This window comes from Mycolicibacterium thermoresistibile, assembly GCF_900187065.1.
GTDB classification, from domain to species: domain Bacteria; phylum Actinomycetota; class Actinomycetes; order Mycobacteriales; family Mycobacteriaceae; genus Mycobacterium; species Mycobacterium thermoresistibile.
The window spans coordinates 1,059,266-1,081,638 of sequence record NZ_LT906483.1 but is presented as its reverse complement, the minus strand read 5'-3'; the positions used below and the strand labels follow the sequence as shown (position 1 = coordinate 1,081,638).

The 22,373-nt window shown below is 69.0% G+C and carries 26 protein-coding genes; 13 read left to right on the top strand and 13 right to left on the bottom strand.

The genetic code is table 11. The features are described 5' to 3' along the window. The first annotated feature begins 16 nt into the window (after positions 1–16). Positions 17–670, top strand: a complete 654-nt coding sequence (locus CKW28_RS04990; protein WP_003925934.1) for a cutinase family protein — start codon at positions 17–19, stop codon at positions 668–670. 101 nt (positions 671–771) lie between these two features. Further along, complete coding sequence (locus CKW28_RS04985; RefSeq protein WP_197700615.1) at positions 772–1,482, top strand: cutinase family protein; 711 nt, start codon at positions 772–774, stop codon at positions 1,480–1,482. Positions 1,483–1,704: 222 nt separating this feature from the next. On the opposite strand, the gene truA is transcribed toward CKW28_RS04985, so the two are convergent. From truA to infA, 8 genes are all read right to left on the bottom strand, one after another. Continuing rightward, positions 1,705–2,595: a tRNA pseudouridine(38-40) synthase TruA gene (gene truA / locus CKW28_RS04980; RefSeq protein ID WP_081475509.1), complete on the bottom strand. Its 891-nt coding sequence runs from the start codon at positions 2,593–2,595 to the stop codon at positions 1,705–1,707. After that, positions 2,579–3,127: a 50S ribosomal protein L17 gene (gene rplQ / locus CKW28_RS04975; protein WP_040547061.1), complete on the bottom strand. Its 549-nt coding sequence runs from the start codon at positions 3,125–3,127 to the stop codon at positions 2,579–2,581. The genes truA and rplQ overlap by 17 nt, the downstream gene beginning before the upstream one ends. A 40-nt stretch (positions 3,128–3,167) precedes the next feature. Further along, on the bottom strand, positions 3,168–4,223 hold the full coding sequence (locus CKW28_RS04970) for a DNA-directed RNA polymerase subunit alpha (RefSeq protein WP_003925930.1): 1,056 nt from the start codon (positions 4,221–4,223) through the stop codon (positions 3,168–3,170). 99 nt (positions 4,224–4,322) lie between these two features. Then, positions 4,323–4,928 carry a 30S ribosomal protein S4 gene (rpsD, locus tag CKW28_RS04965; RefSeq protein WP_003925929.1) on the bottom strand — a complete coding sequence of 202 codons (606 nt, stop codon included), beginning with the start codon at positions 4,926–4,928 and terminating at the stop codon, positions 4,323–4,325. A gap of 21 nt (positions 4,929–4,949) precedes the next feature. Further along, positions 4,950–5,357 carry a 30S ribosomal protein S11 gene (gene rpsK / locus CKW28_RS04960; protein ID WP_003925928.1) on the bottom strand — a complete coding sequence of 136 codons (408 nt, stop codon included), beginning with the start codon at positions 5,355–5,357 and terminating at the stop codon, positions 4,950–4,952. A gap of 4 nt (positions 5,358–5,361) precedes the next feature. Continuing rightward, positions 5,362–5,736 (bottom strand): 30S ribosomal protein S13, encoded by a 375-nt coding sequence (gene rpsM / locus CKW28_RS04955; protein WP_003925927.1) that lies wholly within the window; start codon positions 5,734–5,736, stop codon positions 5,362–5,364. 279 nt (positions 5,737–6,015) lie between these two features. Next, positions 6,016–6,129, bottom strand: coding sequence for a 50S ribosomal protein L36 (gene rpmJ, locus CKW28_RS04950; protein WP_003879483.1), 114 nt, complete (start codon positions 6,127–6,129; stop codon positions 6,016–6,018). Between the two features lie 23 nt (positions 6,130–6,152). Beyond that, positions 6,153–6,374: a translation initiation factor IF-1 gene (gene infA / locus CKW28_RS04945; RefSeq protein WP_003886926.1), complete on the bottom strand. Its 222-nt coding sequence runs from the start codon at positions 6,372–6,374 to the stop codon at positions 6,153–6,155. 464 nt (positions 6,375–6,838) lie between these two features. Here infA and CKW28_RS04940 point away from each other — a divergent pair, with 464 nt between their 5' ends. The 6 genes from CKW28_RS04940 (at position 6,839) to mmsB (ending at position 13,236) form a co-directional block, all read left to right on the top strand. Then, positions 6,839–7,696, top strand: a complete 858-nt coding sequence (locus CKW28_RS04940; RefSeq protein WP_003925926.1) for an LLM class F420-dependent oxidoreductase — start codon at positions 6,839–6,841, stop codon at positions 7,694–7,696. Positions 7,697–7,752: 56 nt separating this feature from the next. Continuing rightward, on the top strand, positions 7,753–8,748 hold the full coding sequence (rfbB, locus tag CKW28_RS04935) for a dTDP-glucose 4,6-dehydratase (protein WP_003925925.1): 996 nt from the start codon (positions 7,753–7,755) through the stop codon (positions 8,746–8,748). Continuing rightward, the gene (gene rfbC, locus CKW28_RS04930) at positions 8,745–9,395 is read left to right on the top strand and encodes a dTDP-4-dehydrorhamnose 3,5-epimerase (RefSeq protein ID WP_003925924.1); all 651 of its coding nucleotides are present in this window, start codon (positions 8,745–8,747) and stop codon (positions 9,393–9,395) included. Before rfbB ends, rfbC begins: the two co-directional genes overlap by 4 nt. A 195-nt stretch (positions 9,396–9,590) precedes the next feature. Beyond that, entirely contained in the window at positions 9,591–11,111 is a 1,521-nt protein-coding gene (locus CKW28_RS04925) for a CoA-acylating methylmalonate-semialdehyde dehydrogenase (RefSeq protein ID WP_003925923.1), read from the top strand. A gap of 16 nt (positions 11,112–11,127) precedes the next feature. After that, positions 11,128–12,321, top strand: coding sequence for an acyl-CoA dehydrogenase family protein (locus CKW28_RS04920; RefSeq protein ID WP_003925922.1), 1,194 nt, complete (start codon positions 11,128–11,130; stop codon positions 12,319–12,321). Positions 12,322–12,336: 15 nt separating this feature from the next. Then, on the top strand, positions 12,337–13,236 hold the full coding sequence (gene mmsB / locus CKW28_RS04915) for a 3-hydroxyisobutyrate dehydrogenase (RefSeq protein ID WP_003925921.1): 900 nt from the start codon (positions 12,337–12,339) through the stop codon (positions 13,234–13,236). Here the strand turns inward: mmsB and CKW28_RS04910 are convergent, their stop codons facing one another. Beyond that, positions 13,237–14,022 carry an HAD-IA family hydrolase gene (locus tag CKW28_RS04910; protein WP_040547056.1) on the bottom strand — a complete coding sequence of 262 codons (786 nt, stop codon included), beginning with the start codon at positions 14,020–14,022 and terminating at the stop codon, positions 13,237–13,239. A 175-nt stretch (positions 14,023–14,197) separates the two neighbouring features. On the opposite strand from CKW28_RS04910, the gene CKW28_RS04905 reads away from it, so the two are divergent. After that, complete coding sequence (locus CKW28_RS04905; protein ID WP_003925919.1) at positions 14,198–14,869, top strand: response regulator; 672 nt, start codon at positions 14,198–14,200, stop codon at positions 14,867–14,869. Next, on the top strand, positions 14,866–16,116 hold the full coding sequence (locus tag CKW28_RS04900; RefSeq protein ID WP_003925918.1) for a GAF domain-containing sensor histidine kinase: 1,251 nt from the start codon (positions 14,866–14,868) through the stop codon (positions 16,114–16,116). The genes CKW28_RS04905 and CKW28_RS04900 overlap by 4 nt, the downstream gene beginning before the upstream one ends. Before the next feature lie 4 nt (positions 16,117–16,120). Here the strand turns inward: CKW28_RS04900 and CKW28_RS04895 are convergent, their stop codons facing one another. The 4 genes from CKW28_RS04895 to secY are packed head-to-tail and all read right to left on the bottom strand — an operon-like array spanning position 16,121 to position 19,304. Next, on the bottom strand, positions 16,121–16,627 hold the full coding sequence (locus CKW28_RS04895) for a MarR family winged helix-turn-helix transcriptional regulator (RefSeq protein ID WP_003925917.1): 507 nt from the start codon (positions 16,625–16,627) through the stop codon (positions 16,121–16,123). A 5-nt stretch (positions 16,628–16,632) separates the two neighbouring features. Further along, on the bottom strand, positions 16,633–17,427 hold the full coding sequence (gene map / locus CKW28_RS04890; protein ID WP_003925916.1) for a type I methionyl aminopeptidase: 795 nt from the start codon (positions 17,425–17,427) through the stop codon (positions 16,633–16,635). Between the two features lie 3 nt (positions 17,428–17,430). After that, complete coding sequence (locus CKW28_RS04885) at positions 17,431–17,976, bottom strand: adenylate kinase (RefSeq protein ID WP_003925915.1); 546 nt, start codon at positions 17,974–17,976, stop codon at positions 17,431–17,433. After that, a complete protein-coding gene (secY, locus tag CKW28_RS04880; RefSeq protein WP_003925914.1) occupies positions 17,973–19,304 on the bottom strand; it encodes a preprotein translocase subunit SecY in 1,332 nt (443 codons plus the stop codon). The genes CKW28_RS04885 and secY overlap by 4 nt, the downstream gene beginning before the upstream one ends. Positions 19,305–19,566: 262 nt before the next feature. Here secY and CKW28_RS04875 point away from each other — a divergent pair, with 262 nt between their 5' ends. The 3 genes from CKW28_RS04875 to CKW28_RS04865 are packed head-to-tail and all read left to right on the top strand — an operon-like array spanning position 19,567 to position 22,350. Further along, a complete protein-coding gene (locus CKW28_RS04875) occupies positions 19,567–20,505 on the top strand; it encodes a class I SAM-dependent methyltransferase (RefSeq protein ID WP_003925913.1) in 939 nt (312 codons plus the stop codon). Between the two features lie 4 nt (positions 20,506–20,509). Continuing rightward, positions 20,510–21,442, top strand: coding sequence for an SAM-dependent methyltransferase (locus tag CKW28_RS04870; protein WP_003925912.1), 933 nt, complete (start codon positions 20,510–20,512; stop codon positions 21,440–21,442). Beyond that, a complete protein-coding gene (locus CKW28_RS04865) occupies positions 21,439–22,350 on the top strand; it encodes a class I SAM-dependent methyltransferase (RefSeq protein WP_003925911.1) in 912 nt (303 codons plus the stop codon). Before CKW28_RS04870 ends, CKW28_RS04865 begins: the two co-directional genes overlap by 4 nt. Positions 22,351–22,373 lie beyond the last annotated feature (23 nt).

The following is a 22,373-nucleotide window of genomic DNA, read 5'->3' as shown; positions in this document are numbered from 1 at the left end:
ATGTGAACATGTTCGGGTGACTCTGCTTACCCGCTGCGCGGCCATTGCCGGCACGGTGCTGGGCTCGGCCGCGCTGCTGGCCGGTGTCCCGGCGCCCACGGCGGCTGCCATCCCCTGCTCGGACGTCGAGGTCGTGTTCGCCCGGGGCACCAGCGAACCGCCGGGCGTCGGCCGGGTCGGTCAGGCGCTGGCGAATGCGTTGCAGGCCCGGTTACCGGGACGCACCGTCTCCACCTACGGGGTCAGTTATCCGGCCACCTACGACTTCCTGGCGGCCACCGACGGCGCGAACGATGCGACCGCGCGGATCACCACGTTGGCCCAGCAATGCCCGTCGACCCGGGTGGTGCTCGGCGGCTACTCGCAGGGTGCCGCGGTGGTCGACATGCTGGGCGGACTGCCGCCGCTGGGCGACCGGGTGGGGCTGGTCGGTTCGGCGCTGCCCACCGGCAGCGTCGGCAATGTCGCGGCCGTGGCGGTCTTCGGCAACCCGTCGGCGAAGTTCGGGCGTCCGATCAACACCAGCCCGGTGTTCGGCGGCAGGGGCATCGACCTGTGCAGCGACGGTGACCCGATCTGTTCGAACGGACGCAACCCGTTCGCGCACACCAATTACGAGACGTCGGTGCACATCGAGACGGCGGCCGACTTCGCCGCCGGGTTGATCTGATCGGTGCGCCCGGGGACCCTCGTTCTCCCCGTCACAGCCCTGTGGCAAATGTGATCAGCGATTTTGCTGAGCCACGTTGACCGTGGCTCATGGTCGGTACCATGGGCGAGGTGAATTCTGATCTTGAGCTTCCCGGGACGCGGCGAACCGTAGCGCTGCTCACCGCCGCGCTGTTCCTCGCGGCCGGCCTGGTGACCGGATCAGCCGTTTCACCCGCGTCGGCACCGCTCGCCCCGGTGGCGCAGGCGGCACCGTGCCCGGACGTGGAGGTGATCTTCGCGCGCGGCCGGGTGGAGAGCCCCGGCCCCGGGATCATCGGCAACGCGTTCGTCAACTCGCTGCGCAGCAAGACCGACAAGAACGTCTCGCTGTATGCAGTGCAGTACCCCGCCGATTACGAGATCGACATCGGCGCCAACGACATGAGCCGCCGGATCCAGCACATGGCGGCGACCTGCCCCGACACCAGGTTGGTGCTCGGCGGCTACTCGCTGGGCGCCGCGGTGACCGACGTGGTGCTCGCGGTCCCGATCTCGGCGCTCGGCTTCGACAGCCCGCTGCCCGCGGGGGTGGACCGGCACATCGCCGCGATCGCGTTGTTCGGCAACGGGATCGCATGGGCCGGCCCGATCTCGAACTTCAGCCCCCTCTACGCGGAGCGCACGATCGAGTTGTGCCACGGCGCCGACCCGATCTGCAACCCGGCCGACCCGGAAACCTGGCGGGACAACTGGTCCGACCATGCCGCGACGAAGTACGTGCAGTCCGGGATGGTCGATCAGGCCGCGGACTTCGTCGCCGCCCGGCTCTGAGACCCCCGGCTCTGAGACCGTCGCCAGGGTGTCTTGACCGCCGCGGGTGTGCGGTCGGCGCACTGACCGTGCGCACACTGCGATGAGAGTGCGGCCACTTCGATGAGAGTGCGGCCACGACGCTGAAACCCGTCCGGGAGCACCGCCGGGGCACAATCGACGCGGCCTGCGCACATCGGACGCCACCACCGCACCCCCACAGCGGTGACTGCAACGCCGGGTCTAGAGTTCGCGCCTGTCCCGGGTGATTGCGATGCGCGCGGCCAACTGGTCGTCGGGTGGATAGTCGACTCCGGCGAGGGTCAGGCCCTGCGCGGGCGCCGCGGCGAAGTCGCTGGACCGTCGGGTCGCGGTCAGCAGCGCCGCACACCACTGGGGGTCCCGCCGGCCCTCCCCCACCTTCAGCACCGCCCCCACCAGTGAGCGCACCATCTGCCAGCAGAACGCGTCCGCGCTGACGTTCGCGGTGATCAGGTCGCCGTGCCGGGACCAGTCGAACCGCTGTAGATCGCGGATGGTGGTGGCGCCTTCCCGGTGCCGGCAGAACGCCGCGAAGTCGTGCAGACCCACCAGCTGTGCCGATGCCGCGGCCATCGCGTCGACGTCGAGCGGACGCGGCCACACCGTCACATAGCGAGCCAGCTGCGGCATCACCCCGTACGGCGCCACCGACAGCCGGTAGATGTAGTGGCGTCGCAACGCCGAGAACCGGGCATCGAAGCCGGGGGCGGCCCGCCGGATGTCCAGTACCCTCACATCGGTCGGGAGGAACCGGGCGAGGCGCCGCACCAGGGGCAGGAACTCGTGGCCCGCCGGCCGGCCGGTACGCGGATATGCGTGCACCAGAGCGTCGGCGGGGACGTCGACATGGGCGACCTGACCGGTGGCGTGCACCCCGGTGTCGGTGCGGCCCGCCCCCCGCAGCTGCAGAGCGGTGCGGAACACCGTCGACAGCGCCTCCTCGAGCACTCCGGCAACGGTGCGCTGACCGGCCTGCGTCGCCCAGCCGGCGAAGTCGGTGCCGTCGTAGGCGATGTCGAGCCGAAGACGAACATGCCCGCCACCGGAATCGATGGCGGGCATGTCGCGAACGTCCTCAGGACTTGGCGTCATCCTCGGATCCGGCCTCACCCTTCTCCTCGGGGGCCTTCTCCTCGGGGACCTTGGCCTCTTCAGGCTTCTCGGCATCCTCGGCCTTGTCGGCCTTGGCCTCTTCAGGCTTGGCCTCCTCGGCCTTGGCCTGTGCCCCGGCCGCGCGGCGAGCCCGGTCCGCCTCCGATGTCACCGTCTTCTCGCGGACGAGCTCGATGACGGCCATCGGCGCGTTGTCGCCCTTGCGGTTCTCCACCTTGATGATCCGCGTGTAGCCACCGTTGCGGTCCGCGTAGAACGGCCCGATGTCGGCGAACAACGTGTGCACCACATCCTTGTCGCGCAGCTTCTTGAGCACCTCACGCCGGTTGTGCAACGTGCCCTTCTTGGCGTGGGTGATCAGCTTCTCCGCGTACGGCCGCAGTGCCCGGGCCTTCGGCTCGGTGGTCTTGATCCGACCGTGCTCGAACAGCGCCGTGGCCAGGTTGGCCAACATCGCCTTCTGGTGCGAGGACGACCCGCCGAGGCGAGGGCCCTTGGTGGGCTTGGGCATTGGTGACTCCTTGAGTTACGGACCAGCCAGGAGGACTGGCTTACAGCTGTTCGGTTTCGGCGTAGTCCTGGTCGTTGTCCTGCTCATAGCCGCCGGTTTCGTTGCTCCAGGTGCCGCTCGACGCGTCGTAGCCGGCGACCTGGGACGGATCGAACCCGGCCGGGCTGTCCTTGAGGGACAGACCGAGCTGGTGCAGCTTGACCTTCACCTCGTCGATGGACTTCTGGCCGAAGTTCCGGATGTCGAGCAGGTCGGACTCGGTGCGGGCGACCAGTTCCCCGACGGTGTGGATCCCCTCCCGCTTGAGGCAGTTGTAGGACCGCACGGTCAGATCCAGGTCGTCGATCGGCAGCGCGAACGCCGCGATGTGGTCGGCCTCGGCCGGCGACGGGCCGATCTCGATGCCTTCCGCCTCGACGTTGAGCTCCCGGGCGAGCCCGAACAGCTCGACGAGGGTCTTACCGGCGGACGCGACCGCGTCCCGCGGGCTGATCGACGGCTTGGTCTCGACGTCGAGGATCAGCTTGTCGAAGTCGGTGCGCTGCTCGACGCGGGTCGCCTCGACGTTGTAGGTGACCTTGAGCACCGGCGAGTAGATCGAGTCGACCGGGATCCGGCCGATCTCGGCGCCGGAGGCCTTGTTCTGCACGGCGGGCACATAGCCGCGGCCCCGTTCGACGACGAGCTCGACCTCGAGCTTGCCCTTGTCGTTGAGGGTCGCGATGTGCATGTCCGGGTTGTGCACCGTGACACCGGCCGGCGGCACGATGTCGGCGGCGGTGACCTCACCCGGCCCCTGCTTGCGCAGGTACATGGTGACGGGCTCGTCCTCCTCCGAGGACACGACCAGGCCCTTGAGGTTCAGGATGATGTCGGTGACATCCTCTTTGACGCCCGGGACGGTGGTGAACTCGTGCAGCACACCGTCGATCCGGATGCTGGTCACGGCTGCGCCGGGAATCGACGACAGCAGCGTGCGACGCAGCGAGTTGCCGAGCGTGTACCCGAACCCGGGTTCCAGCGGCTCGATGATGAACCGGGACCGGTATTCGGAGATCGGCTCTTCGGACAGTGTGGGGCGCTGAGAGATCAGCATGGGTTTTCTTCCTCCTTCACGGCACCCGCTATTTGATGCCGAGTCTGTCCCCATCCCGGGGGACCCTCCCGGCCGCCGTCGGGGCGGCCGGGTCAAGCCTTACTTCGAGTAGAACTCGACGATGAGCTGCTCGTTGAGCGGCACATCGATCTGTTCACGCGTGGGCAGCTGGTGCACCAGGATGCGCGGACGCTCCCCGACGACCTGCAGCCATCCGGGGACCGGGCGGTCGCCCATGGTCTCCCGCGCGATCTGGAACGGCACGGTGTTCAGCGACTTGTCCTTGATGTCGATGATGTCGTACTGCGACACCCGGTAGCTGGGGATGTCCACCTTGACGCCGTTGACCAGGAAGTGGCCGTGGCTGACCAGCTGGCGGGCCTGCCGACGGGTGCGCGCCAGCCCGGCGCGGTACACCACGTTGTCCAACCGGCTCTCCAGGATGCGCAGCAGCTCCTCACCGGTGACGGCGGAGCGGCGCACGGCCTCCTCGTAGTAGCGACGGAACTGCTTCTCCATCACCCCGTAGGTGAACCGCGCCTTCTGCTTCTCCTGCAGCTGCAGCAGGTATTCGCTCTCCTTGATCCGCGCGCGGCCGTGCTGACCGGGCGGATACGGCCGCTTCTCGAATGCCTGATCACCACCGACCAGGTCGACGCGCAGACGACGCGACTTCCGGGTGACGGGTCCGGTGTAACGAGCCATGAAAAGTTCCTCCTCGTCCTGCTAGACCCGGCGCCGCTTGGGCGGACGGCAACCGTTGTGCGGCTGCGGCGTGACATCGGCGATCGCCCCGACCTCCAGGCCGGCGGCCTGCAGCGAACGGATGGCGGTCTCCCGGCCCGAGCCGGGCCCCTTGACGAAGACGTCGACCTTGCGCACACCGTGCTCCTGGGCCTTGCGGGCGGCGTTCTCGGCGGCCAGCTGGGCGGCGAACGGGGTCGACTTGCGGGACCCCTTGAACCCGACGTGGCCGGACGACGCCCACGCGAGGACGTTGCCCTGAGGATCGGTGATGGTCACGATCGTGTTGTTGAAGGTGCTCTTGATGTGGGCGGCACCGTGCGGGACGTTCTTCTTCTCCCGACGACGGGTGGTCTTGCCCTTGGCGGCACCCTTCTTGGCTGCTGACATCTACTTACCTGGCCTTCTTCTTGCCGGCGATCGTGCGCTTGGGTCCCTTGCGGGTGCGCGCGTTGGTCTTGGTCCGCTGGCCGCGCACCGGCAGGCCACGACGATGCCGCAGACCCTGGTAGCAGCCGATCTCGATCTTGCGGCGGATGTCGGCCTGCACTTCGCGGCGCAGATCGCCTTCCACCTTGAAGTTCTCTTCGATGTAATCGCGCAGCTTGGTGACCTGATCGTCGGTCAGGTCCTTGGTGCGCATGTCCTTGTCGATGCCGGTGGCCGCAAGGATCTCCCTGGAGCGGGTACGGCCGATGCCGTAGATGTAGGTCAACGCGATCTCCATGCGCTTGTCGCGCGGGAGATCCACGCCCACTAGACGTGCCATCAGGCGGTGTTCCTTCTTCGTCGTGCGGAGGTCTGGTCCCAGTCCGTTCCCGCCCTGCCGACGAGGCCTTGGCCGAGGAGCCAAAACTGTCGTCACGCACGGGGTCCGGCCTCCGTACCGGACGTACATGGGCGGCTCACCGGCGCGTCTGCCGCGACAGCACGCCACCCATAGGCACTGGGATGCTCACATTCAGTTGTGCTGCATTCAGTTGTGATCCGACCAGCTGTGTGGTCGGACGAACTCCGGGGCCGAGCCCTGTGCCGAGGGCCCGGGGTCCTAGCCCTGCCGCTGCTTGTGACGAGGATCGGAGCAGATCACCATGACCCGCCCATGCCTGCGGATGACCCTGCACTTGTCGCAAATGGGCTTGACGCTCGGGTTCACCTTCACGGCAGTTCGATCCTTCTCACGTATTACTTGTATCGGTAAACAATGCGGCCGCGGGACAGGTCGTAGGGAGACAACTCCACCACGACGCGGTCCTCGGGCAGGATGCGGATGTAGTGTTGCCGCATCTTGCCACTGATGTGCGCGAGCACCTTGTGGCCGTTCTCCAGCTCAATGCGAAACATCGCATTGGGCAGGGGTTCGATCACCCGGCCCTCTACCTCGATGGCACCGTCTTTCTTGGCCATACTGTGCGGAGATCCTCCGTATCCTCTATCTCTCGGCGCCTTGCCGCCGCAGGCGACGACAAAAATCCGGCGCAACTTTCGCTCCGACTACAAAACGCAAGCCGGAAGTGAGAAATTCCAGGACAGAGCACGTAGGAGTCGGCGCGGGTGCCGCACCGTTGGTCGATATTACCCGGTTGACGGCCACCCCCAAAATCGGCGCCATCGGCCACCACCCGCAAGGGCGCCATCGGCCACCACCCGGAAGGGCCGCCGGTGTCTGCGGGACACGACACCCGCGACTCGGTGTCTGGTCACCTCGCCGCTGAACCTGACAAGCTATAGCCGCGCATGCCGAACGTCGGAGCGGCTGGGTATAGCTGATCTCGCAGGGTCCCTCCGCGCAGGGCTCCTCGCAGCCACCTCGGCACACAGCCCCTCGACGAGACGGGGACGACAGACGGGACCGACAGAATGGGACGTTCATGACCGACGCAGTTTCGCTCAAGCCCGACCTCGGCCGCTTCGGCGTGTGGACCGGCGGGCCGATACCGCGCGAGCTGGCCGCGGAGATCGAGAAGCTCGGCTACCGGGCGCTGTGGGTCGGCGGTTCCCCGGCCGCCGAGCTCGACTTCGTCGAACCGATCCTGGAGGCCACCGAGACGTTGCAGGTCGCCACCGGCATCGTCAACATCTGGACGGCGCCGGCCCGCACCGTCGCCCAGTCCTTTCACCGCATCGAGAAGGCCTATCCGGGCCGGTTCGTGCTCGGCCTGGGCGTCGGCCACCCGGAGGCCACCGAGGAGTACGCCAAACCGTACGAGGCGATGGTGACCTATCTCGACGTGCTCGATGAGGCGACGGTGCCGACCAGCCGCCGCGTGCTCGCCGCCCTCGGACCGCGGATGTTGCAGCTGGCCGCCCAGCGCAGCGCCGGCGCCCATCCCTACCTGACCACCCCGCAGCACACCGGGCAGGCCCGCAACCGGATCGGCCCGTCGGTGTTCCTGGCCCCCGAGCACAAGGTGGTGCTCGACACCGATGCGGCCGCGGCCCGCGAGATCGGCCGCCAGACAATCGGCTTCTATCTGCGGCTGCGCAACTACGTCAACAACTGGAAGCAACTCGGGTTCACCGACGACGACATCGCCGAACCGGGCAGCGACGAGCTCATCGATGCCATGGTCGCCCACGGCACCGCCGAGCAGGTCGCCGATGCGCTGCGCGAGCACCTCGACCGGGGCGCGGACCACGTGGCGATCCAGGTGCTGGGCGGCCGGGAGCGGCTGCTGCCCACCCTGGCCGAGTTGGCCGGCCCGCTGGGGCTGGGGTCCGGCGGCTGAACGTCCGGCCGGGTCGAGACCGGCTTCCGGGCGGGTGGGGCACTAAGGTTCCGGACATGCGGTTGCTGATCACCGGCGGCGCGGGCTTCATCGGCGCCAACTTCGTGCATGCCACCGTCCGGGACCGCCCGGACACCGCGGTGACCGTGCTCGACGCGTTCACCTACGCCGGCAGCAGGGAGTCGCTGGCCCCGGTGGCGGACCGGATCCGGGTGGTCGAGGGCGATGTGACCGACTCCGACCTGGTGGACAAACTGGTCGCCGAGTCCGATGCCGTGGTGCACTTCGCCGCCGAGTCCCATGTGGACAACGCGCTGGCCGAGCCGGAACCGTTCCTGCGCACCAACGTCGTGGGCACCTTCACCGTGCTGGAGGCGGTGCGCCGGCACCGGGTGCGGCTGCACCACATCTCCACCGACGAGGTGTACGGCGATCTGCCGTTGCACGATCCGCGCCGGTTCACCGAATCCACCCCGTACAACCCGTCGAGCCCGTACTCGTCGACCAAGGCCGCGGCCGACATGCTGGTGCGCGCCTGGGTGCGGTCCTACGGGGTGGCCGCCACGATCTCGAACTGCTCCAACAACTACGGGCCGTATCAGCATGTGGAGAAGTTCATCCCCCGGCAGATCACCAATGTGCTGACCGGGCGGCGGCCCAAGCTCTACGGCACCGGCGCCAATGTGCGGGACTGGATCCACGTCGAGGACCACAACGACGCGGTGTGGCGGATCCTCACCGCCGGCCAGATCGGCCGCACCTATCTGATCGGCGCCGACGGTGAGCGGGACAACCGCACCGTGCTGCGCACCATCCTGAAGCTGATGGACCGCGACCCGGATGATTTCGACCACGTCACCGACCGGGCCGGACACGATCTGCGCTACGCGATCGACCCGTCGGCGCTGATCGACGAGTTGGGGTGGACACCGCGGCACACCGACTTCGAGGCCGGGTTGCGCGACACCATCCAGTGGTACCGGGACAACGAGGACTGGTGGCGGCCGCTGAAGGACGCCACCGAGGACGCCTACGCGGAACGCGGCCAGTGACCGTCCCAGAGAACGTCCCACAGAACGTCCCGGAGAACGTCAGGGCGTTGCGGGTGCCCGGCGCCTGGGAGATCACCCCGCGCCTGCACGAGGACGCCCGGGGCGTGTTCTTCGAGTGGTTCACCGATGCGCAGTTCAGCGCGTTCGCCGGCCACCGGTTCGATCTGCGCCAGGCCAACTGCTCGGTGTCGGCGAAGGGGGTGCTGCGGGGTTTGCACTTCGCCGAGGTGCCGCCCAGCCAGGCCAAGTACGTCACCTGCGTGACCGGCGCGGTGTTCGATGTGGTGGTCGACATCCGGGTCGGTTCGCCCACCTTCGGGCAGTGGGATGCGGTGCTGCTCGACGGCGCCAACCGCAAGTCGGTCTACATCTCCGAGGGGCTGGCGCACGGATTCCTTGCGCTGGAGGACACGTCGACGGTGATGTATCTGTGCTCGGCGCCGTACACCCCGGACCGCGAGCACACCGTGGCGGCGCTCGACCCGGCGATCGGCATCGAGTGGCCCACGCTCGACGCTCCGGCGGGCCGGGTGCTGTCCGAGCGGGACGCCGCCGCCCCCACCCTCGTCGAGGCCGAGGCCGCCGGACTGCTGCCGTCCTGGGAGGAGACCCGGGCGTTCGTGGCGAGCCTGCGCCGGCACGGCTGAACATCCGGCCCGCCACCCGGGCGAAAAAGTCCGCCGACCTCCCTTGCGCCGCCGACAGCCGGGTTACTAGGATGTCCTAGTAATCAGTGTAACGAGCCGCTCGGCGTCACTCAGGGATCACACCACCTCGCCGGTCAGGGGAACTTGGGTGCTACCGAACTCAGGCGCTGTTCAGGGCAATCTAGGGGCACGGAAATGACGAGACAGATCCACCATTTCATCAACGGTCAGCACACGGCCGGACAGTCCACCCGCACCGCCGACGTCATGAACCCGAGCACCGGCAAGGTGCAGGCCAAGGTCGTCATGGGCACCGCGGCCGACATCGACGCCGCCGTCGCCGGCGCCGCCGAGGCGCAGAAGGAGTGGGCCGCCTGGAACCCGCAGCGCCGCGCCCGGGTGCTGATGAAGTTCATCGACCTGGTCAACCAGAACGTCGATGAACTCGCCGAACTCCTGTCCCTCGAGCACGGCAAGACCCTGGCCGACGCCAAGGGCGACATCCAGCGCGGGATCGAGGTCATCGAGTTCTCGATCGGCATCCCGCACCTGCAGAAGGGTGAGTACACCGAGGGCGCCGGCCCGGGCATCGACGTCTACTCGATGCGCCAGCCGCTCGGTGTGGTCGCCGGCATCACCCCGTTCAACTTCCCGGCGATGATCCCGCTGTGGAAGGCCGGACCGGCGCTCGCATGCGGCAACGCGTTCATCCTCAAGCCGTCCGAACGGGACCCGTCGGTGCCGGTGCGGCTGGCCGAACTGTTCCTGCAGGCCGGTCTGCCGTCCGGGCTGTTCCAGGTGGTGCACGGGGACAAGGAGGCCGTCGACGCCATCCTGGAGCACCCGACCATCCAGGCCGTCGGCTTCGTCGGCAGCTCCGACATCGCGCAGTACATCTATGCCGGTGCCACCGCCCACGGCAAGCGTGCGCAGTGCTTCGGCGGCGCCAAGAACCACATGATCGTGATGCCCGACGCCGACCTGGATCAGGCCGTCGACGCGCTGATCGGCGCCGGCTACGGCAGCGCCGGTGAACGCTGCATGGCGATCAGCGTCGCGGTGCCGGTCGGCGACGAGATCGCCGATCGCCTGCGGGCCCGGCTCATCGAGCGGGTCGCCAACCTCCGCGTCGGCCACAGCCTGGACCCGAAGGCCGACTACGGCCCGCTGGTCACCGAGGCGGCCCTGCAGCGGGTGCGCGACTACATCGGCCAGGGGGTGGAGGCCGGCGCCGAGCTGCTGGTCGACGGGCGCGAACGGGGCAGCGACGATCTGCAGTTCGGCGACGACAGCCTCGAGGGCGGCTACTTCATCGGGCCGACCCTGTTCGACCGGGTCACCACCGACATGTCGATCTACCGCGACGAGATCTTCGGCCCGGTGCTGTGCATGGTGCGCGCCAAGAACTACGAGGAGGCGCTGGCGCTGCCGTCCGAACACGAATACGGCAACGGCGTGGCGATCTTCACCCGGGACGGCGACACCGCGCGCGACTTCGTGTCCCGCGTGCAGTGCGGGATGGTCGGCGTCAACGTGCCGATCCCGGTCCCGGTGGCGTACCACACCTTCGGCGGCTGGAAGCGCTCCGGCTTCGGCGACCTCAACCAGCACGGCCCGCACTCGATCTTGTTCTACACCAAGACCAAGACCGTCACCCAGCGGTGGCCGTCCGGGATCAAGGATGGGGCGGAGTTCTCCATCCCGACCATGAAGTAGGGCTGCAGTAATCACGATGGACTATCTCGGTCTGGATGACGACGAACGGGTGATCGCCGAGACGGCGGCCGCGTTCGCCGAGAAACGGCTCGCCCCGTACGCGTTGGAGTGGGATGCCACCAAGCACTTCCCCACCGACGCGTTGCGGGAGGCCGCCGAGTTGGGCATGGCGGCGATCTACTGCTCCGAGGAGGTGGGCGGCAGCGGTTTGCGCCGGTTGGACGCGGTACGCATCTTCGAGCACCTGTCCGCCGCGGATCCGACCACTGCGGCGTTCCTGTCCATCCACAACATGTGCGCGTGGATGGTCGACACCTACGGCACCGACGAGCAGCGCAAGACCTGGGTGCCGCGGCTGGCCTCGATGGACGCCATCGCCAGCTACTGCCTGACCGAACCCGGGGCCGGATCCGACGCGGCCGCGCTGCGCACCAGGGCGGTGCGCGACGGCGACCACTTCGTGCTGGACGGGGTCAAGCAGTTCATCTCCGGCGCGGGCGCATCCGATGTGTACGTCGTGATGGCCCGCACCGGTGAGGACGGCCCGAAGGGCATCTCCACCTTCATCGTGGAGAAGGGCACGCCCGGGCTGAGCTTCGGCGCCGACGAACAGAAGATGGGGTGGAACGCCCAACCCACCGCCCAGGTCATCCTCGAGGGCGCGCGGGTGCCGGCCGAGAACATGCTCGGCGGCCCCGAGGGTGAGGGCAAGGGGTTCAGCATCGCGATGAACGGCCTCAACGGCGGCCGGCTCAACATCGCCGCCTGTTCGCTCGGCGGCGCGCAGACCGCCTACGAGAAGGCCGCGAGCTATGTCGCCGACCGGCAGGCGTTCGGCGGGTCGCTGATCGACGAGCCGACCATCCGGTTCACCCTGGCCGACATGGCCACCGCTCTGCAGACGTCGCGGCTGATGCTGTGGCGGGCCGCCACCGCGCTCGATGAGAACCACCCCGACAAGGTGGAGCTGTGCGCGATGGCCAAACTGCACGTCACCGAGGCCTGCTATGAGGTGGCCGACAAGGCGCTGCAGCTGCACGGCGGCTACGGCTACCTCAACGAGTACGGCCTGGAGAAGATCGTCCGCGATCTGCGGGTGCACCGAATCCTCGAGGGAACCAACGAAATCATGCGTGTGGTCATCGGCCGGGCCGTCGCGGGGCGGGCCCGCGGTGCGGCGGAGTCCGGCCGGGCCCGCGCCTCGGCATGAAGGAGCCGCGATCTGATGAGCGCCGACCTGAAATACACAGTGGCGTTTCTGGGTCTTGGCCACATGGGCGGGCCGATGGCCGCCAACCTGGTGGCCGCCGGGCACACCGTCCGCGGGTTCGACCCGGTGGCCGAGTCGAGGGCCGCCGCCGCGGACAAGGGGGTGCAGACCTTCGACAGCGGCGCCGAGGCGGTGGCCGGGGCGGAGGTCGTGATCACCTCCCTGCCCAACGGCGACATCGTCAAGCAGTGTTACGCGGAGGTGCTGCCGGCCGCCACCAGTGGTGCGCTGTTCATCGACACCTCCACGATCTCCGTCGACGACGCCCGCACGGTGCACGCACAGGCAACCGGCCGTGGGTTCGCCCAGGTGGATGCCCCGGTGTCGGGCGGGGTCAAGGGTGCGGTCGCCGGCACGCTGGCGTTCATGGTCGGCGGTGACGCCGAGGCTGTCGAACGGGCGCGGCCGGTGCTGGAACCGATGGCCGGCAAGATCATCCACTGCGGCGCCTCGGGCACCGGTCAAGCCGCCAAGCTGTGCAACAACATGGTGCTGGCGGTGCAGCAGATCGCGATCGGCGAGGCGTTCGTGCTGGCCGAGAAGCTGGGCCTGTCGGCGCAGTCGCTGTTCGACGTGATCACCGGCGCCACCGGTAACTGCTGGGCGGTGCACACCAACTGCCCGGTTCCCGGTCCGGTCCCCACCTCCCCGGCCAACAACGATTTCAAGCCGGGGTTCGCCACCGCCCTGATGAACAAGGATCTCGGCCTGGCGATGGACGCGGTGAAGTCCAGCGGGGCGTCGGCGCCGTTGGGCAGCCACGCCGCCGAGATCTACGCCGAGTTCATCCGCGCCGCCGACGGCAACGCCGACAAGGATTTCAGCGCGGTCATCGAGCTGCTGCGCAACAGCTGATCAGCCGTTGGCGACCAGCCACCGGCGGTGCAGGGCCACACAACCGGAGGCGCGCAGCGGTTGCGGCTCGTCGTAGCGGTGCCGCACCGCTGCCGCGCCGGTGAAGTCCTGTCCCGCCGTGTACGGCGTGGTGACCACCAGTGTGGTGAGCTTCGCGGCGGTCGCCGCGCTCAGGCCGGCGGCCGAACTCTCCACGGCCAGCGCGTGTTCCGGGGGCAGTCCGAGCTCCCACAGGGCATGGCCGTAGACGTCGGGATCCGGGCCGACGACGGTGAGATCGTCGCGGCTGACCACGGTGGCGGCGAGCCCGTCGCCGATCAGCTGGCGGACCAACGGCTCCACCCACGACCGGGCCCCGGTGCTCACCACCGCGACGTCGATACCGGCCACGAACAGGCTGGTCACCAGGTCGATCAGCCCGGGCCGTGGCGACACGTCACCGTCGAGCACGCAGCGTTCGAACAGTGCGTCCTTGGTGCGCAGTACCTCGGCGGCCAGGGCCGCGCTGTCCCGGCCGTAGCCGCGCCGGCGCAACGCGGCGGCGATGCGGCGCCGGTCGTCCCTGATGCGCAGCGCGTGCCGGTACTGTTCGACATCCCAGCGCACCGGTAGCCCGTGCGCCGCGAACGCGGCGTTGAACGCCGCCCGGTGGCCGTCGCGGTGCAGATCGGCGACGGCGCCGTCGAGGTTGAACAGCACCGCGCGCAGCGGTTCCTCAGCGGCACCGGCGGGCCTGCCGTGCTCCCACCAGAACGTTCGTGCGGTCCGTTCCCGTGTCCTCGGCACGGCTCCACAGTGCCGCACCACCGCCCCGTCGCGACTCCCCCGGATGGGGGAGATCGTGTGTCAACTTCGGGAGGGACGCGCAGGCGGGCGATCCCGCCGGCGGCGGCGGGGGCATGATCGAACTCGGGTCCGCATCGCCGGGTGTTCCGGCCGACCCGGGTCTTACAGTGTTGCCATGGAACCGGTTGCCGCTCCATCGCCGGTACGCATCGTGCTGGTGGACGACCACGAAATGGTGATCGAAGGGCTCAAGGCGATGCTGGCCGCCTTCGAGGACCGGGTGTGCGTGGTCGGTCACGCCGTCGGTGCGGAACGCGCCGTCGAGGTGGTCGCCGAACTCGACCCCGACATCGTGCTGTGCGATGTGCGGATGCAGAACACAAGCGGGCTGGATCTGTGCCTGACCCTGCGCGAACAGGCCCCGCACCGCAAGGTGGTGATGCTGTCGGTCTACGACGACGAGCAGTACCTCTACCAGGCGTTGCGGGTCGGGGCGTCGGGCTATCTGCTCAAGAGCATCAGCAGCGACGAGTTGGTCCGCCAACTCGAGATGGTGCACCGCGGCCAGACCGCGCTCGACCCGGGCATGGCAGCCCGGGCGGTCGACACCGCGGCCCGGTTGCAGCGCGACGAGTTCTGGCCCGGCGCCCGGCACGGGCTCACCCAGCGGGAGAGCGAGATCCTGTCGTACGTCGTCAACGGGCTGTCCAACCGCGGTATCGCCGCCAAGCTGGTGATCGGCGACGAAACCGTGAAGAGCCATCTGCGCTCGATCTACCGCAAGCTCGGGGTCAGTGACCGCGCCGCCGCGGTGGCCACCGCGCTGCGGGAAGGCATCTACCAGTGACGTCCGGCCCGCACCCCGACCCGGTCCGGGATCTGAGCGAACAGCTGCTCACCGCCGACCGGGAGTTGGTGCTGCTGCGGGAGCTGATCCAGGCCGCCTCCCGCGGTCCGGGGGTGGAACCGCTGGCCGCGGCGGCCGCGCGGATGATCACCGCCGCCACCGCCAGCGACGTCTGCTTCGTGCACGTCCTCGACGACACCGAGCGGTCGCTGACGCTGGCCGGCGCGACCCCGCCGTTCGACAAGGAGGTGGGCAAGATCCGGCTGCCCCTCGGGCAGGGCATCTCCGGCTGGGTGGCCAGCCACCGCGAACCGGTGGTGATCACCGAGAACAAGGAGGCCGATCCGCGGTATCTGCCGTTCCAGTCGTTGCGGGGCCGCGATTTCACCTCGATGGTGTCGGTGCCGATGGAGACCGATCCGGGCGGGCTGGTCGGGGTGCTGAACGTGCACACCGTGGAACGCCGTGAGTTCACCAGACGCGACGTCGACCTGCTGCTGGTGATCGGCCGGTTGATCGCCGGCGGGTTGCATCAGGCCCGGCTGCACCGGCAGTTGGTGGCGCGGGAACGGGCCCACGAGATCTTCGTCGAACAGGTCATCGAGGCCCAGGAGCTGGAGCGGCGCCGGCTGGCCGCCGACATTCACGACGGCATCTCCCAACGGCTGGTCACCCTGTCCTACCGGCTGGATGCGGCGATCCGCGCCGTCGACGATCCGGCGACCGTCACCGAACAGCTGAGCAAGGCCCGCGAGCTGGCCGATCTGACCCTCGAGGAGACCCGCGCCGCGATCAGCGGGCTGCGGCCGCCGGTGCTGGACGATCTGGGGCTGTCCGGCGGGCTGGCCAGCCTGGCGCAGTCCGTCGGCCAACTCGACATCGGGGTCGACATCGAGGTGGACCTGGCCGAGACCCGGCTGCCCGACCACATCGAGCTGGCGCTGTACCGCATCGCCCAGGAGTGCCTGCAGAACGTCGTCAAACACGCCCGCGCCCGCACCGCCCGGCTCACCTATGCGGTGGACCGCGGCGAACACGGCGAGGTGGCCCGGCTGGAGATCGTCGACGACGGAGTCGGTTTCGACACCTTCGAACACCCCCTCGGCGGCGACGACATGAGCGGCTACGGGTTGTTGTCGATGGCCGAGCGCGCCGAGATCGTCGGCGGGCGGCTCAACATCCGGTCCCGGCCCGGGGCGGGCACCGCGGTCATCGCCACCATCCCGCTGCCGCCGGCCACCCGCTGACCGGTCAGAAGTCGCCGGCGTTGCGGCGTAGCGTCTCGATGGCCGAGGACAGCGCCTTGGACTCGGCGTCGGACATGCCGATGTCGGCGAACACCTCGTTGTTCAACGTCACGGTGGCGTCCTCGACGGTCGACCTGCCCAGCTCGGTGATCCGCACCAGGGTGGTGCGCCCGTCGGTGGGGTGCGGGATCCGTTCCACCAGCCCGGCCGCCTCCAGCCGGCGGATGGCGTGGGTGACGCTGGTGACGTGGACCTGCAGCCGGTCCGAGGCCTTGGTGATCGGCAGCTCCCCGGTGCGGGTGAACGCCAGTAGCCGCAACAGCTCGAACCGGGAGAAGCTCAGGTCGTAGGGCCGCAGGGCGTTCTCCACCCGGGCCAGAAGGATCTGATGCGCCCGCATCACCGAGGTGACGGCAACCATGCCGTCGGCCACATCACCCCAACCGGCGCGTTCCCAGTTGGCCCTGGCCTGTGCGATCGGATCCGGTTTCTCCGGCGTCGAGGGAGTCACGGTGGCTAGAGCGTGAGGATGCGGGGCCCGTCTTCGGTGACCGCCACGGTGTGTTCCCAGTGTGCGGCCCGGGATCCGTCGGCGGTGACGACGGTCCACTCGTCGGCGAGCACCACGGTCTCGGTGGTGCCCAGGGTCAGCATCGGTTCGATGGCCAGCACCGACCCGACGGCGAGGTGCGGGCCGCGGCCCGGGGCGCCCTCGTTGGGCAGGAACGGGTCCATGTGCATCTGCCGGCCGATGCCGTGGCCGCCGTAGTTGGCCACGATGCCGTAGCGCCGGTTGTCGCGGCGTTCGGCGGCGCGGGTCGCGGTCTCGATCGCGTGGGACACATCGGTCAACCGGTTGCCGGGCCGCATCGCGTCGATCCCGGCGTCCAGTGCGGCCTTGGTGGCCTGCGACAACGCCTCGTCGGCCGGGATCAGGTCGCCGACCCCGAACGTGATGGCCGAATCCCCGTGCCAGCCGTCGAGGATCGCACCGCAGTCGATCGACACCAGGTCGCCCGCGGCGAGGATCTCGTCGTCGGCGGGGATGCCGTGCACCACCCGCTCGTTCACCGACGCGCAGATGCTGGCCGGGAAGCCGTGATAGCCCAGGAACGACGGGATACCGCCGCCGTCGCGGATCACCGACTCGGCGATCTCGTCGAGGTGTTTGGTCGACACCCCCGGCGCGGCGGCCGCCTGCACGGCGCGGAGGGCCTCGGCGACCAGCGCCCCGGCCGCCGCCATCGCGTCGAGTTCACCGGCGCTGCGTTGGGCGACGACTTTCCGGTTACGCAGTCTCAGGCCGACCAAGGTTCACCGACCAAGCGCGGTCAGAGCCCGCTCGAACACCTCGTCGAGGGTGCCGACGGCGTCCACGGTCTTCAGCTGGTCGCGGTAGTAGTCCAGCAGCGGCTCGGTCTCGCTGCGGTAGACCGCCATCCGGTTGCGGATGACGTCCTCGGTGTCGTCGGCGCGGCCGCGGGCCTTGAGGCGGGCGAGCAGCTCCTCTTCGGACACCTGGAACTCCAGCACCGCGTCGAGTCTGACGTTGAGCTTCTTGAGCATCTCGTCGAGCGCCTCGGCCTGCTCGACCGACCGCGGGAACCCGTCGAGGATGAACCCGTTGGCCGCGTCGGGCTGGTTGATCCGGTCCTCCACCAGCGCGTTGGTCAGACTGGCGGGCACCAGGTCGCCGGCGTCCAGATAACGCTTGGCCTCCAGTCCCAGCTCGGTGCCCTCGGAGATGTTCTGCCGGAACAGGTCCCCGGTGGAGATCTGGGGGATGCCGAGTTTCTCGGAGAGCTTCTGCGCCTGGGTGCCCTTACCCGCACCGGGTGCTCCGAGCAGCACGATTCTCACTTCAGGAACCCTTCGTAGTTGCGTTGCATGAGCTGGCTCTCAATCTGTTTCACGGTGTCGAGGCCGACGCCGATCATGATCAGCACCGCGACGCCACCGAACGGCAGGTTCTGCAGAGTCTGCCCGCCGCTGCCCATCTGCAGGAACACATTCGGCATCACGGCGATCACACCGAGGTAGATCGAGCCCGGCAGGGTGATCCGGCTCAGCACGTACCGCAGATAGTCCGCGGTCGGACGGCCCGGCCGGATACCGGGGATGAACCCACCGAACTTCTTCATCTCGTCCGCCCGCTCATCGGGGTTGAACGTGATCGAGACGTAGAAGTAGGTGAAGAAGATGATCAACCCGAAGTAGATGCCGATGTAGACCGGGCTGGACGGGTCGGTGAGGTATTCGGCGACGAACCGGTCCCACCAGCCGGTCTGGGTCGGATCCGACCGCCCGCTCTGGATCAGCTGGGTGATCAGCTGCGGGATGTAGATCAACGACGACGCGAAGATCACCGGGATCACGCCGGCCTGGTTGACCTTCAGCGGCAGGTAGGTCGAGGTGCCGCCGTACATCCGGCGGCCGACCATCCGCTTGGCGTACTGCACCGGGATGCGGCGCTGCCCCTGCTCGACGAACACCACGCCGATGAGGATCACCAGTGCGGCCGCGCAGACCGCGGTGAACACCAGCCCGCCGCGGCTCTCCAGGATCATGTTGCCCTCGGCCGGGATCTGCGCCGCGATGCCGGCGAAGATCAGCAGCGACATGCCGTTGCCGATGCCCCGCTCGGTCACCAGCTCGCCCATCCACATCACCAGGGCGCCGCCGGCGGTCATCACGATGACGATGACGAACAGCGAGAAGATCGACGAGTTGTCGATGATGTCGAGGGTGCAGCCCTGCAGCAGGCCGCCGTTGGCGGCCAGCGCCACGATCGAGGTGGCCTGCAGCAGCGCCAGCGCGACCGCCAGATACCGCGTGTACTGCGTCATCTTGGCCTGGCCGGCCTGGCCTTCCTTGCGCAGCTGTTCGAACCGCGGGATCACCACGGTCAGCAGCTGCACGATGATGCTCGCGGTGATGTAGGGCATCACGCCGACCGCGAACACCGCCAACTGCAGCAGGGCGCCGCCGGAGAACAGGTTGATCAGCGAATAGATCTGACCGGAGTCGCCACCGCTGACCTGTTCGATACAGCGCTGCACGTTCGGGTAGTTGACGCCCGGTGAGGGTATCGACGCACCGACCCGGTACAGCAGGACGATGCCCAGCGTGAACAGGATCTTTCGTCTCAGATCGGCGGTTCGCAGCGACGAGATGAAAGCCGAGAGCACTCTTCCTCCTGCGCAGCCGACCTCATAGCGCGGCGTGCCAAACGGGCTGGTCAGTTCCAGCGTTTCGGTAAGTCAGGTACGGCGCCCGCACAGACGCACAGCCTGCGGAGTCACGCGTCAAACAGTCTATGAGAGTAACAGTAGTCATCCCGGATGCCCGCATCGCTCGAACGGGTCCCCGGAAGCGGGCGTACAGTCGGGAGGAGCTGTTATGACAGCTAACCAATTCCGGGTTTGTGCACTGGTCCGTGAGGGGGCGCCGATGCCGCGTACCGACGACGACACCTGGGACCTGGCCTCCAGCGTCGGCGCCACCGCGACCATGGTGGCGGCCGCCCGCGCGCTGGCGAGCAGCGCCGAGGATGCCGTGATCGACGATCCGTTCGCCGCTCCCCTGGTGCGCGCGGTCGGCGTGGAGTTCTTCCGCAGGATGATCGACCGGGAGATCCCGTCCGAGGTGCTCGGCGTGGACGGCAGCGGCACCGCGCTGACCCGGTTCACCGACGCGATGGCCGCCCGCACCCGGTTCTTCGACGATTTCTTCCTCGCGGCGGGCCAGGCCGGAATCCGCCAGGCGGTGATCCTCGCCGCGGGTCTGGACGCCCGCGCCTACCGGCTGCGGTGGCCGGACGGCACCGTCGTCTACGAGATCGACCAACCGCGGGTGATCGAGTTCAAGACCCGCACGCTGGCCCGCCTCGGCGCCGAACCCACCGCCGAACGCCGCACGGTGGCGGCCGACCTGCGCCACGACTGGCCGGCCGCGCTCACCGCCGCCGGATTCGACCCCGCCGCACCGACCGTGTGGATCGCCGAGGGTCTGTTCGGGTATCTGCCGCCCGACGCCCAGGACCGGTTGCTCGACCAGATCACCGACCTCAGCGCGGTGGGCAGCCGGCTGGGGGTGGAAGGGGTGCCCGCCCATGCCGACGCCGACGAGGACGAGGTGCGGCAACGCATGCGGATCCTGGCCGAGCGGTGGCGCGCCCACGGTCTGGACCTGGATTTCAGCGAGTTGATCTATCTGGGCGACCGGGCCGACGTGGCCGGGTATCTGGCCGACCGCGGCTGGCGCTGCACCGCCCTGACCGCGAACGAGCTGCTGGTGCGCACCGGGCTGCCGCCGGCCGAGAACGACGGTCGGGTCACCGAGGTGGTCTACCTCAGCTCCGAGAAGAGCCCCGGGAAGCGGGCGGGTTGAGCCGATGGCGCGTTCCGAATCCGACACCTGGGATCTGACCTCCGGCGTCGGCGTCACCGCGACGATGGTCGCGGCCGCCCGCGCGCTGGCGTCGCGCGAACCCGAACCGCTGATCGACGACCCGTTCGCCGCGCCCCTGGTGCGCGCGGTCGGGGTGGAGTTCTTCACCCGGTTGGTCGACGGCGACCTGGAGTTGCCGGCCGACACCGCCGAGGAACGGGCCGCCGCGCAGGTGCTCACCGAGGTGATGGCGGTGCGCACCCGGTTCTTCGACGACTTCTTCACCGACGCGACGCGGGTGGGCGCCCGGCAGGCGGTGATCCTGGCCTCGGGTCTGGACGCCCGGGCGTACCGGCTGACCTGGCCGGACGGCACCGTGGTCTACGAGATCGACCAGCCCGAGGTGATCGCGTTCAAGACCCGCACCCTGGCGGAGCTGGGGGCCCCGCCGACCGCACCGCACCGCCCGGTCGCGGTGGATCTGCGTGACGACTGGCCGGCCGCGCTGACCGCCGCCGGATTCGACCCCACGGTGGCGACGGCGTGGAGCGCCGAGGGGTTGCTGCGGTATCTGCCGCCGGACGCCCAGGACCGGCTCTTCGACCACATCACCGACCTCAGCGCCCCGGGCAGTCGGCTGGCCACCGAGGACCATCCCGGCCCGGGCGCGGGACTCGGCGAGAAGGCCGACGAACTGGGTCGCCGGTGGCGGGAACACGGATTCGAGGTCCAGTTGTCCGAGCTGTTCCATCCGGGCGAGCGCACGCCGGTGGTGGACTACCTGCGCGGCCGCGGCTGGGATGCGCGGGCCCGCCCCCGTGCCGAGGTCTTCGCCGGCTACGGCCGCGAATTCCCGGACTCCGCGGCGCTGGCCGCGATGCGGGATTCGTCGGCGGTCACCGCGGTCCGCCCGGTCGTGAGGGCTGGGATGCGATGACACGGGCAGACGACGACAGCTGGGATCTGGCCTCCAGCGTCGGCGCGACCGCGACGATGGTCGCCGCCGGACGTGCGGTGGCCAGCCGCGATCCGAAAGAGTTGATCAACGATCCGTTCGCCGCTCCCCTGGTCCGCGCGGTCGGGATCGACTTCTTCACCAGGATCGCCGACGGTGAGCTGACCGTCGCCGACCTCGACCCGCAGTCCGCGCCGCGGGTGCAGGCCAACATCGACGAGGTCGCGGTCCGCACCAGATTCTTCGACGACCATTTCGCAGCGGCCACCGCCCGGGGCATCCGGCAGGCGGTGATCCTCGCCGCGGGTCTGGACGCCCGCGCCTACCGGCTGCGGTGGCCGGACGGCACCGTCGTCTACGAGATCGACCAACCCCGGGTGATCGAGTTCAAGACCCGCACGCTGGCCCGCCTCGGCGCCGAACCCACCGCCGAACGCCGCACGGTGGCGGCCGACCTGCGCCACGACTGGCCGGCCGCGCTCACCGCCGCCGGATTCGACCCCGCCGCACCGACCGCGTGGATCGCCGAGGGGTTGTTGATCTACCTGCCGCCGGACGCGCAGGACCGGTTGTTCGACGACATCGACGCCCTGTCGGCGCCCGGCAGCGCCGTCGCTACCGAATATGTTCCGGCGCTGCGCGATTTCGACCCGGACAAGGCCCGCGCGGCGACCGCGGAGTTCCGCCGCCACGGCCTGGACCTGGACATGCCGTCGCTGATCTACCACGGTGAACGTCACCATCCGGCGCAGTACCTGACCGCCGAGGGCTGGCAGATGGCCGAGGTGTCACGCTCGGATCTGTTCGTGCGCTACGGGCTGCCGGCGCCGGATCCCGACCCGGATGATCCGCTCGGCGAGATCATCTACGTCAGCGGCGACAAGCCCTGACCTCGGGCGTGACCGACCTGGAG